Origin of the sequence: Aliiroseovarius sp. Z3, assembly GCF_029105185.1 — a bacterium.
In the GTDB taxonomy this organism is placed as follows: domain Bacteria; phylum Pseudomonadota; class Alphaproteobacteria; order Rhodobacterales; family Rhodobacteraceae; genus Aliiroseovarius.
Genome location: NZ_JAFMZK010000004.1, coordinates 361,419 through 373,352, shown reverse-complemented (window position 1 = coordinate 373,352; position 11,934 = coordinate 361,419). Strand labels below are relative to the sequence as shown.

Genomic DNA, 11,934 nt, shown 5'->3' with positions numbered 1-11,934 from the left:
TGGGGAGGATGGGATGACCATCGACACCGTGTTTACCGAGCTTTCGTCCATGCTAGGCGATCGGCTCAGCCGCTCCAAGTCCGATCTGTCGCATCATGGCGGTTCCGAAAGCCATTTCGCCCCGGCGCCGCCAGAAGCGGTGGCATGGCCCGAGACAACGCAAGAAGTCAGCTCCATCCTGCGCCTGTGCCATGCGGCGGATGTGCCGGTGATTCCCTATGGCGCGGGCACGTCGCTGGAAGGTCATACCAGCGCACCGATGGGGGGGCTGTGTATCGACATGTCGCGGATGAACCGCGTGCTCTCGGCTGATCCCGGCGACATGATCGCGGTGGTGCAGCCCGGCGTAACCCGAGAAGAGTTGAACCACGAGCTGCGGACCCTGGGCGTGTTCTTTCCGGTCGATCCCGGCGCCAATGCCTCGATCGGCGGGATGGCAGCAACGCGGGCGTCGGGGACAACCACCGTGCGTTATGGCTCGATGCGCGACAATGTTCTGGGTCTGAGTGTGGTGCTTGCGGATGGACGCGTCATCAAGACCGGGTCGCGCGCCGCAAAATCCGCATCGGGCTATGACCTGACCGCGCTGTTTCTGGGGTCCGAAGGGACGTTGGGCATTATCACGGAACTGACCCTACGCCTGCACGGAACGCCCGAACAGATCAGTGCGGGCATCTGCGCCTTTCCCGACATGGCCTCCGCTGTTGGCGCGGTGCAGCAGGTGATCCAGATGGGTATTCCCATGGCGCGGATCGAGTTCGTGGATGCCGACACCGCGCGTGCCTTCAATGGTTATGCCGGGACAGATATGCCGGAATGCCCGCATCTGCTGGTCGAATTTCATGGAAGCCCCACCGTCGTTATGGAAGCCAGTGAATCTTTTGGCGAGATTGCCGCGGATTTCGGTGCCAAGGGATATGAACATGCCACCCGAACCGAAGACCGAAATGCGCTGTGGAAGATCCGTCACCATGCGTTCTATGCGGTTCTGGCGCTGCGCCCCGGCGCGCGGGCTGTGGTCACGGATATCTGTGTGCCCATTTCAAAACTGGCCGAAGCCATCACCGAAACACAGGCCGATATCGCCGCGTCCGGCCTGATGGGACCGATCCTGGGTCACGTGGGAGACGGGAATTTTCACGCCGCCCTGTTGATCGAAGATGGCAACGAGGCCGAGAAAGCCATCGCCAAAGACCTGGCCGCGCGGATGAGCACCCGCGCCCTTGCGATGGGGGGCACGATCACGGGTGAGCATGGTGTCGGTATGGGTAAGCTGGGGCTGATGGACGCCGAACACGGTCTGGCCTGGCACGTGATGGGCGATCTTAAGAAAGCGCTGGACCCCAAAGGCATTCTGAACCCCGGCAAGTTGGTGCCGCAGGGATAGGGCGACTTAACCGCCCAGAAGCTCGCGCGCCGCAGCCCGCCCGGCATCGGTGATCGTATCGCCCGAGATCATACGCGCCACTTCGTCAACACGGGCAAGATCGTCCAGCGGGTTAACCGTGGTTAACGTCATGCCCTGTGACACGGATTTCCGCACCTGCCAGTGATGATCGCCAAGCGCCGCCACCTGTGGGCTGTGCGTGACGACCAGAACCTGCCCACCCTGTGACAGAGACGCCAAACGACGTCCGACAGCGTCGGCGGTTGCCCCGCCCACGCCACGGTCAATCTCATCAAAGATCATGGTCAGCCCGTCAGCTTCACGTGTCAGGCACACTTTCAACGCCAACAAAAACCGGCTGAGTTCGCCACCCGAGGCGATCTTGTTCAGTGGCCCGGATGGTGCGCCGGGGTTGGTCGCGACGGTGAATGTCACCTGATCGCGTCCCTCTGGCCCGGCATCCATCAAGGTGACTTGCGTGGTGAACACCGCACGTTCCATTTTCAACGGGGCCAGTTCGCCGGACATCGCCCTATCCAGCGCCTTGGCGCCCTTGACCCGCGCCTGCGTTAGCGACGCCGCGGCGCTGTCGTAACGTGTCTGCGCTGTGGCCAAGTCCTGCTCCAGACCGGCAATCGCATCGGCGCCCGCATCCAACGCGTCAAGCCGCGCACGCAGATCCACGGCAAATGCGCCCAGATCATCCGGCGACACCTGATGCTTGCGGGCCATCGCCCGGATCGCGAACAGTCGCTCTTCGACAGTTTCCAATTCGTGCGGGTTAAACGTCAGGGTGTCCAGCGCGGCTTCGACCCCTTGCACCGCGTCGCCTAGTTCTGCCAATGCCCGCCCAAGGGCGGAAATCGGCGGGTCCAGCGCCTCACCCGCCTGATCGGCCACGCCTTCCAGCCAGCGCAACGCGTCGCCCATCCGCGCCTCGGCCCCCTCGCCCGATGTCAAAGCCTGATGCGCTTTGGTGATGTCCTCGCCAATGCGTTCGGCGGCTTGCATCAGGCGGCGACGGCTGTCCAGTTCAGCGTCTTCACCCGGCTCCGGGGCCAGCGCATCCAGTTCGGCGACCGCGTGGCGCAAGAACTCTTCCTCGGCCTGTGCGGCTGCCAGATCGCTGCGCGCCTGATCCAGTGCCTTTGCGGCACCCGACAGGTCGCGCCAAGCCGAGCGGGTGGCGTCGAGCTGTGGGCCTAAGCCACCAAATTCATCCAGCAATTGCCGGTGGACACGCGGGTTCAGAAGACCACGATCATCCTGCTGCCCGTGCAGTTCGACCAGCGTGTCAGACAGCGCGCGCAACACCTCGCCGGATGCGCGGCGATCATTCACCCACGCCGTTTTGCGCCCGTCGGCGCGGTTCACACGCCGCAACACCAGTTCGTCTTCGGCAGGGATGCCAGCCTCGTCCAACACTGCGCGGGCTGGATGCCCAGCGGATAAATCGAATACCGCCGTCACCTCGCCCTGTTCGGCCCCGGCGCGCACCAGATCCGCGCGCCCGCGCCACCCCAGCACGAAACCAAGACTGTCCAGCAATATGGATTTGCCTGCTCCAGTTTCCCCGGTGAGCACATTAAGGCCCGGCTGAAACTCAAGCTCCAGCCGGTCAATGATCAGAAGGTCGCGGATATCAAGACCACGCAGCATGATGCCCTCGGTCGCTCACTGCCCTGCCCCGGCCAAAGGTCAGAGCCATTCGCCCTTGACCAACTGGCGATAGACCGCGCTGAGCCAATTGTTGCCCTTCGCCTCGGGCTTCAGCCCGGACTTGGTCAGCAAACGATAACTGCTCTGATACCACTCGGTCGATTGGAAGTTATGTCCCAGAATGGCCCCGGCGGTCTGCGCCTCGTCCGCCAATCCCAGCGACAGGTAGCTTTCCACAAGCCGGTGCAGAGCTTCCGCCACATGGGTCGTTGTCTGGAACTGCTCGACCACGACGCGGAACCGGTTGATCGCCGCAGAGTAATGCTTGCGCTTCAGGTAATACCGCCCGATCTCCATCTCTTTCGCGGCAAGATGGTCAAACGCCAGGTCAAACTTCAAGATCGCCGATTTCGCATATTCGGTGTCGGGATAGCGTTCGATCACCGTCCGCAAGGCTTGCAACGCCTGATAGGTCAGGCCTTGGTCGCGCCCAATTTCGTCAATCTGGTCATAATAGCTGAGCGCCAGAAGATATTGCGCGTAAGCGGCATCTTCCGAGGCCGGGTAGAAGTCGATGTAACGCTGGGCGCTGGCCCGCGCCTGTTCATAGTCGCGATCTTTGTGATGCGCGAAGGCCTGCATGATCAAGGCACGCTTGGCCCATTCCGAATACGGATACAGACGCTCTACTTCGCCAAACCATTTTGCAGCTTCCGACGGGTCACCGCGGTCAAGATCGTATTCACCACGCTTATAGATCTCTTCCGCCGTCCACTGGTCGATCGGCTTTTTCTCAACAGGTTTGGAAAAGGCGCCAAACAGCCCACCGCCACCGCTGCCCGAGCTGCCGCCCAGACTGCCAAACCCCAAACTGCCAGAGCCACCACCGCACGAGGACAGAACAATTCCCGACACCAGCGCGACGCTGATAGCTTTGCCAAATTTCACGCGGATCATGACCGGTGCCACCCCAAAAAATTGTTATCCAACCGAAAGGTCCGAATTGCTCTCGCCTGTCCTAGCACAGAAATTTTCAAGGCAAAATGGTTTGCGCCGCAATTTTCGCACCTCAAAGACACTTGGTGCAGGCACATTCCACCCACACATGCCGGAAAAGGAAGAAACCACGCCAAGCAAGCGTGGCTTCCGTATTGGAATCAATAGGTTCCGGTTGCGATCATGCCGTCATCGGAAGATCAGAGCGGCGCACCCCCACCCCCGGCAAACGGCGGGCGGTTGCGGTGTCACATTCGACCATGCGCCACGCATCGGGCGTATCAAACAGCGTGCGCAGAAGTTTGTTGGTCATCGCATGACCCGCCCGGTGCCCGACATAGCGCGCTTTCAGCGGCGCTCCGGCCAGCGCAAGGTCGCCAACCGCATCCAGCATCTTGTGGCGCACGGCTTCGTCAAAACGGCGCAATCCACCGGGCGAAAGTACCTCGTCACCGTCAACAACCACTGCGTTGTCATAGGTGCCCCCCAGCGCAAGCCCGGCCTCGTGCATCGCCTCCACATCGGCGCGACGGCAGAAGGTGCGGCAATCGCTGAGTTCACGCACGAAATTGCCGTTTGACAGATCCAGACGTTTGTTTTGCGTCCCAATCACACGGTCGGGGAACGAGATATGGAAATCAATCTCGAACCCGTCCGACGGCTCCAAACGCGCCCAGACGGCGTGTCCACCATCATCATCGCGATATTCGACAGGTTTCAGAACCTCGATCACCCGCACGGGGGCGGACAATTCGCGCACCCCGGTTTTCACCAAACCATCGACGAACCGGGCGGCACTGCCGTCCATGATCGGCACTTCCGGACCGTCCAATTCAACCAAGGCGTTATGAACGCCACAGCCTGCCAGTGCCGCCATGATATGTTCGATGGTCTTGACCTCGACCCCCGCGTCATTGCGGATCAGGGTGCACAAAGGTGTGGGAACCCCCGAAGCCCAATGGGCGGGAACAAGATTATCACGGTCCAGAACGTCCACACGTTTGAACCAGATGCCGTGTTCTGCCGAAGCAGGACGGACGCACATACGCGCAGGACGCCCGGAATGAAGCCCGGTGCCGGTAAATGTCACACTGCTTGCAACTGTGGTTTGCACGTGTTGCCTCTTTATTTGCCTCAGCATGGTTCGCACTGTCCTTGATCCTCAAGGCCCGGATGGAACCGCATTCTTCGCCGCGTCAGAAGCCGCAGACGATAGGGCGCTGTGTGGAGTGTCACAGGTCCTGAACGTCTTAGGTCTGTGTCGTGATCGGATGGATTCCGATCACCACTGCCAGTCTCCGTGCACAAAAGGCGTTTGAAACCGTTTCAAGCAGCGGCAGGTCCGACGCGCTCCAAGCATGTAGGGCTTGGTGACACAGAGGTAAATCCTGTCCTGCGCAATAACAATTCAAACCTCTGTAACGGTCTGTAACATGGCGACTCGCCCCGGCAAGAGGTTGCCGAAACCCATTCCGCCTCCCCTCAAGCCATTGTTTTATAATGCAAAAGACCCGCCTTTCGGCGGGTCCTCTACGAATGTTTAGTGAACAATGCGACAGCATGTCATTTCGGAAACAGCTGCGCTGTGGCCGAAGCGGAACATCAGGATCCTGCGGGGTTGCCACCGCGCGATCCTGATTGCCACAAACCTAGTTCGCCTGACGCCGCAGGAAGGCCGGAATTTCAACCTTGTCCTGTTCGGGATCGGCGGCCGGGGCCTGCGGTTGGGCTGGCCGTTCGGATTGCACCGGCGGTTGGTTGCGCGCTTGCTCTTCTGCACCAGCCGCACCCGATCCTGTCATCCGGTTGATCAGCGAATTGATTCCAAAGCGCGGTTTATCATGCTCCGAGGCATCCGAACGCATTGGTTCATCGCGATGCGGCGCAGGCTGTTGCGCACGGGGCTGATTGTGGACAGCGGCTTGCAAACGGGCCAGAGCCTCGGGCGACGGGGTGCCCGGTGCGGGTGCCCGCGGAGCCACGAATGTCGCCACATCAGGCTGCGAGTCGAACTCGGTCGATGCCGCTTCGGGTTGGCGCGGCTGATACGCTGGCGGTGGGATATCGCCACCGGCCTGTTCGGCATGGAACACGTTTTCGGTCGGCGCCCTGGGCGCTTCTTCTTCGCGCTCCAGATCACCAAACAAAGTCGGCTCGCTGCTGGCTGCCTCGGCGGCAGGGGCTTCGGCCGCCGGTGCAGGCGCGTTTTCAATCGCAGCCGCCGCAGCAACCGCATCGGGCGCCTCGGCTTCCATTTTCTGCTCGACATCAAGCGGTGCCTGCAACGGGGTTGCCAAGCTGCGACGCGGCACCGGCACTTCGGTGTTTACATCCATCGCGTCGATGCCGGTGGCAACGACCGAAACGCGCATCGCACCTTCCATGTCGGTGTCCAGTGTCGACCCAACAATGATGTTGGCATCCTGATCGACCTCTTCGCGAATGCGGTTGGCCGCTTCGTCCAGTTCGAACAGGGTCAGATCATAGCCGCCGGTGATGTTGATCAACACGCCCTTCGCGCCCCGCAGGCTGATTTCATCCAGAAGCGGGTTGGCGATGGCCTTCTCGGCGGCCTGAACGGCGCGATCTTCGCCATCGGATTCGCCGGTGCCCATCATGGCTTTGCCCATCTCGTCCATCACGGCGCGGACATCTGCGAAGTCGAGGTTGATGAGGCCGGGGCGGACCATCAGGTCGGTGACGCCCTTAACACCTTGATAAAGCACGTCATCGGCCATCGAGAAGGCTTCGGTGAAGGTCGTTTTTTCATTGGCCAGACGGAACAGGTTCTGGTTCGGAATGATGATCAGCGTGTCGACCATCTTTTGCAGAGCTTCAACACCATCTTCCGCCTGACGCATGCGTTTTGCGCCTTCGAACTGGAAAGGCTTGGTCACAACACCAACGGTCAACACACCCAGCTCGCGCGCGGCTTGTGCGATGATCGGGGCCGCCCCCGTTCCGGTGCCGCCCCCCATACCAGCGGTGATGAAGCACATATGCGCGCCGGCCAGGTGATCGACGATCTGTTCGATCGACTCTTCTGCTGCGGCTGCGCCAACCGATGCACGGGCGCCTGCGCCCAGCCCTTCGGTCACTTTCACACCCATCTGGATGCGGTCTTTCGATCGCGATTGCTGCAATGCCTGCGCGTCGGTGTTGGCCACAACGAATTCTACGCCCTCGAGTTCCTTCTCGATCATGTTGTTGACCGCGTTGCCACCGGCACCGCCCACGCCAAATACCGTGATACGAGGTTTCAACTCTTCCTGACCGGGCATGGTAAGGTTCAAAGTCATGATATGTCCGCCTGTCTATGTCCGCGCCGCATCGATGTCCCCCGATGGCGGCAAATACTGTCTCATTAACTCCGACTGAATCGCCGGTTACTGCCTCGTTTCAACCATCTTACCCCAAAATACAGCCTTCCGTCACGCCCTAAAGGCGCGGAAAGCCGCAAAATATTGAGGGATTCTGAAGGTTTTCAGCAGGATTTCGCCGAGGACACCGCATGTTGGTGTCCGGTGGGCCGATTCACCAATTGTCTTTGAACCATCTGAACGCGCGCCGAAGGCTGCGGGCGGGATAGCTTTCGGCCGGAATGTCGAAATCCCACCATTCATCCTGCGGATGCGCGGCGAACAGGCACAGACCGACGGCCGAGGCGAACCCCGCCCCCGTCGCGGCTTGCGGCAAACCTTGCACCCGCAAAGGCCGGCCAATCCGCACCTGTTGGCCCAGAATTTTCGGGGCAAGCCCGTCCAGCCCGGGGATCTGGCTGCCGCCCCCCGTCAGCACGATTTGCTGGCTGCGCAGATGCTCAAATCCCGAGGCGTCCAGACAGGCCCGGACTTCTTCAAGAATTTCCTCGACCCGCGGGCGCATGATGCCGATCAGTTCGGCACGGCTGACCGTGCGCCGGTCATGTTCCCAATCGCCGGTGTCGCCGCCGATCTCGATCATCTCGCGATCATCCATGCCCGTGGCCACGACACCTCCATAGAAGGTCTTGATCCGCTCGGCTGTGGACAGCGGCACCTGCAACCCCTTCGAGATGTCCGAGGTCACATGATCCCCGCCCAGCCGCACGCTGTCGGAATAAATCATGTGCTTTTTCATGAAGATGGACAGGCCAGTTGATCCACCACCTAAATCAATACAGGCCGCGCCCAGCTCTTGTTCATCCTCCACCAAAGCCGAAATACCGGACACGTAGGCCGAACTGGCAAGCCCGGCCAGCTCAAGATCGCAGCGCTTGATGCAGTAAAGCAGGTTCTGAATGACCGCGCTGTCAACGGTCAGAACATGCATATCCACGGCCAGCCGATTGCCGATCTGCCCGCGCGGGTCGTTCAGACCCGACCGGTGGTCGAGCGCGAAATTGACCGGCTGGGCATGCAACACCTCGCGCCCTTCCCCGATGTCGGGCATATCACAAGCGGCCAGCACCCGTGCCACGTCATCTTCCGTCACGGCCGCGTTGTTCAGTTCGACCACCCCATCCAGACCATAGCTGCGCGGATTGGCGCCCGAGAAACAGGCGATCACGTGGTCGACACGGATATTCGCCATTTTCTGCGCCGCTTGAATGGCGGTGCGAATGGCGCGTTCAGTTTCCTGCATCGCGTCGATCTCGCCGAAGCGCACGCCCCGCGACCGCGTGGTCGCCGCACCGATCACGCGAAACGCGCTTTGCCCGGCCAGACTGCCCACCCCATCGCTTTCGCGAAACTGATCCGGCCCGTCAAAGCGCAGGATCAGGCAGGCAATTTTCGAGCTGCCGATATCCAGAATGGCAATCACGCCCCGCTGCATGGCGGCTTCGCGCATGGAACGCATGGCGCGTTGCTGGCTGTAAATATCGGTCATTGGTCGTCTACTCCAAACTCTATCGCACGAATGCGACGCAACTCTTCGACGGCGGGTTCACCCAGTCGAAGCGTCGGTCTCAGGGGGTTTCTCATGTCAACTACGGTCAGATCGCGCGCCATCACCTCTTGCGCCTGATCCAACGCGATCACCTGCTCCAGCGCCGCCACGGGATCAGTTTCGGGCAAAAGGATGCGCTGCTTGGTGGCCAGCACCACATCCCAGCGACGCTCACCCACACGCACGAGGCCACGCATTTTGGGGCCAAAGGGGCGTGCGGTTTCGATCAGGTCCAGCGCCTCTTTCACGGCATCATCCGCCCCGGCCCCGGCAATCAGCGGCAGGTCTGACCGGCCATTGCGCGCCATCAGGCTTGCCACCCGGTGACCGGTGCGATCCAGCAAGTCCAGAATACCTTCATGGCGCCAGATGATCACCGGTTGGCGTTCGGTGATGGCAACCTCAAGCACCCCGCCCGGCCGCACCCGCAGGTCGGCCTTTTCAACCACGTCCAGCGTGGTGATTTCCTGGCGCATGGCCTCCAGATCCAGATCAAAGCTGGAAATCGGGAAGTCGACCGGCAGCATTTGCCGCACGGCGTCGCTGACAACAGGTGTCGCGCCTTCAACCGCCATCAGCTTGACCATGAATTCGGGACGTTCCTGCACCGACCGTTGTATCTGGGTGAATTTTTCAGCGATCGCCGCCCGGTTTTCGGGGATCGAGAAATACCAGCCGACCGTCAGAAGAACGGCCCCGATCGGAAGCCCGACACGCAGCAACGCCCGGAAGGTCGGGGTCAGCCACAAGCGATGGACTTTATAAGCCAGACGCGATGGGGCCGGATCACGATTGGCAGACGTGCGCGCTTGCCCACCACCCATGGTGCGGGTTGCGCGTGGGGCGGCGACAGAATGGTATTGTCGCGACGGGCGGGATTTTCGCATCAACGATCGCATGAGGCGTCCTCCACCATCCATGCGCAGAACTGCCCAAACGTGATCCCGTGATGCGCTGCCTGTTCCGGTGCCAAAGATGTCGGCGTCATGCCCGGCTGCGTGTTGGTTTCCAGAAGGATCAGACCGTCCAGCCCCCGCGCTTCGTCCCAACGGAAATCGGTGCGGCTGACGCCGCGACATCCCAGCACTTCGTGGGCGCGCAGGGCATAGTCCAGACAGGCCGCTTCGATCTCGGCGGGGATGTCGGCGGGAAGGACGTGGCGCGATCCGCCCTCGGCGTATTTCGCGTCGTAATCATACCAGCCATCGGTCAGGATATCGGTCACGCCAAGCGCCCGATCCCCCATGACCGTGGTGGTCATCTCACGGCCCGGTGCATAGGTTTCCACCATCACCGTCTTGGGCATGGTCGGGGCCAGTTGCGGCGGCGTGTTCGCGCCGTCCTGCACGATGTAAATCCCGACCGAGCTGCCCTCGTTATACGGTTTCACCACATAGGGCGGGTCCATCACGTGACGTGCGCGCACCTCATCAGCAGGTGCCAGCACGCTATCGACCACCGGCAACCCGGCCGCACGGAAGACATCCTTCGTGCGCTCTTTGTCCATTGCCAGAGACGAGGCGAGCACACCGGAATGCGTATAGGGGATTTGCAGCCACTCGAGCAGACCCTGCACACAGCCGTCTTCGCCCCAGCGGCCATGCAGCGCGTTGAACACAACGTCGGGGGCCTCGGCGCGCAACCGTTCGGACAGGTCCGGGCCGGCATCAATTGCGACCACGTCATAGCCCTCGCCTTTCAGCGCCGCGACGCATTCGCGCCCGGAGCTCAGCGAAACCTCCCGCTCGGCCGAAGGACCGCCCAGAAGAACCACAACTTTCGAGACTGTCTTGCCCGACATGCCTGCTTTTGCCTTGTCCCTGATCGCGAAACCGCGACCAACTGCCCAGCCGTTTCCGGCGCCGATCCGCACTTTGCGCGCGGTGCTTATCTTATCGGAGGCTGTACCGCCCCTTTGCTCAGGGCTTGATGCCCCTTGTTTGCAAGGGCGTTTGCCCCTTATCACCGGTTCTTTTCGACCGGATCTGAAGGGCCTGCCCGACCCCGGTATCTGCGTGCGTCCGTTGGCTTATTTATCTGCCAATTCACCCACACGCATGATTTCCCATACTAGCTCTATGCCACTGTGTTCGTAAACCTTTTTTCTGACCTCTTCGCCCAATCCTTCAAGGTCGGCGGCACTGGCATCGCCTGTGTTGGTCAGAAAATTCGCGTGCATCGGGTTCATTTGCGCCCCGCCCAGCGTGGCACCGCGCATCCCGGCATCCTCGATCACCTTCCACGCTTTCAGCTCGTGACTGTCATCGGCGCGACCGGTCGAGCTATAGCCTGCCGGATTTCGGAAGGTTGATCCGGCGGTGCGGTCCTTGGTGGGTTGGGTCTGATCCCGTTTGGCCAGTTGCGCGTCCATCCGGGTGACAAGCTCGGCTGGGTCGCCTGTTGGGCCTTCAAACGTCGCGCTGGTGATCACCCAGCCTTCAGGCAGATCGGTCTGGCGGTATTGAAACTTCAGCTCATCGGCCGTCAGTGTCACCCGCTCACCCGACCGCGAGATCGCCTGCGCCTCGACAAACACGTCCGCCACGTATGATCCATAGCAACCCGCATTCATCCGCACCGCGCCGCCGATGGCACCGGGAATGGTGCGCAGGAAGGTCAGATCAACACCTGCCTCGGCCGCTTTACGCGCGACATGGGCATCCAATGCGGCCACGCCCGCCGTCACGCGGTTGCCGTCGATTTCAATCCCGTTGAAGCCGCGCCCCAGTCGGATCACCACGCCACGAATGCCACCGTCGCGCACGATCAGGTTCGACCCGACCCCCATCGGGAAAACCGGAATGTCGGGATCAAGTGCGGTCAGAAACTGGGCCAAATCGTCTTCGTCGGCGGGCATGAAGAACCAGTCCGCCGGGCCACCGACACGCATCCATGTCAGCGCGGACAGGTCCTTGTCCGACACCAGCGTGCCGCGGATTTCGATCTTGTCAGGATGGGTCACA

Annotated in this window: 9 protein-coding genes; 1 reads left to right on the top strand and 8 read right to left on the bottom strand. The window is 61.2% G+C overall.

The annotated features are described in order from the left end of the window. Nucleotides 1-13: 13 nt before the first annotated feature. Nucleotides 14-1,387 carry an FAD-linked oxidase C-terminal domain-containing protein gene (locus tag J3R80_RS09960; protein ID WP_275393619.1) on the top strand — a complete coding sequence of 458 codons (1,374 nt, stop codon included), beginning with the start codon at nucleotides 14-16 and terminating at the stop codon, nucleotides 1,385-1,387. Nucleotides 1,388-1,393: 6 nt separating this feature from the next. Here J3R80_RS09960 and recN read toward each other — a convergent pair whose 3' ends face one another. From recN to murB, 8 genes are all read right to left on the bottom strand, one after another. Then, nucleotides 1,394-3,046 carry a DNA repair protein RecN gene (gene recN / locus J3R80_RS09955; RefSeq protein ID WP_275393618.1) on the bottom strand — a complete coding sequence of 551 codons (1,653 nt, stop codon included), beginning with the start codon at nucleotides 3,044-3,046 and terminating at the stop codon, nucleotides 1,394-1,396. 39 nt (nucleotides 3,047-3,085) lie between these two features. After that, on the bottom strand, nucleotides 3,086-4,003 hold the full coding sequence (locus J3R80_RS09950) for an outer membrane protein assembly factor BamD (RefSeq protein WP_275393617.1): 918 nt from the start codon (nucleotides 4,001-4,003) through the stop codon (nucleotides 3,086-3,088). A gap of 220 nt (nucleotides 4,004-4,223) precedes the next feature. Then, nucleotides 4,224-5,156, bottom strand: coding sequence for a UDP-3-O-acyl-N-acetylglucosamine deacetylase (lpxC, locus tag J3R80_RS09945; protein ID WP_275393616.1), 933 nt, complete (start codon nucleotides 5,154-5,156; stop codon nucleotides 4,224-4,226). 535 nt (nucleotides 5,157-5,691) lie between these two features. Beyond that, complete coding sequence (gene ftsZ, locus J3R80_RS09940; protein ID WP_275393615.1) at nucleotides 5,692-7,341, bottom strand: cell division protein FtsZ; 1,650 nt, start codon at nucleotides 7,339-7,341, stop codon at nucleotides 5,692-5,694. 235 nt (nucleotides 7,342-7,576) lie between these two features. Beyond that, the gene (gene ftsA / locus J3R80_RS09935; RefSeq protein ID WP_275393614.1) at nucleotides 7,577-8,911 is read right to left on the bottom strand and encodes a cell division protein FtsA; all 1,335 of its coding nucleotides are present in this window, start codon (nucleotides 8,909-8,911) and stop codon (nucleotides 7,577-7,579) included. Continuing rightward, nucleotides 8,908-9,870 carry a cell division protein FtsQ/DivIB gene (locus J3R80_RS09930; protein WP_275393613.1) on the bottom strand — a complete coding sequence of 321 codons (963 nt, stop codon included), beginning with the start codon at nucleotides 9,868-9,870 and terminating at the stop codon, nucleotides 8,908-8,910. The genes ftsA and J3R80_RS09930 overlap by 4 nt, the downstream gene beginning before the upstream one ends. Continuing rightward, nucleotides 9,858-10,772, bottom strand: coding sequence for a D-alanine--D-alanine ligase (locus J3R80_RS09925; protein ID WP_275393612.1), 915 nt, complete (start codon nucleotides 10,770-10,772; stop codon nucleotides 9,858-9,860). Before J3R80_RS09925 ends, J3R80_RS09930 begins: the two co-directional genes overlap by 13 nt. 228 nt (nucleotides 10,773-11,000) lie before the next feature. Beyond that, nucleotides 11,001-11,933, bottom strand: a complete 933-nt coding sequence (gene murB / locus J3R80_RS09920; protein WP_275393611.1) for a UDP-N-acetylmuramate dehydrogenase — start codon at nucleotides 11,931-11,933, stop codon at nucleotides 11,001-11,003. Nucleotide 11,934 lies beyond the last annotated feature (1 nt).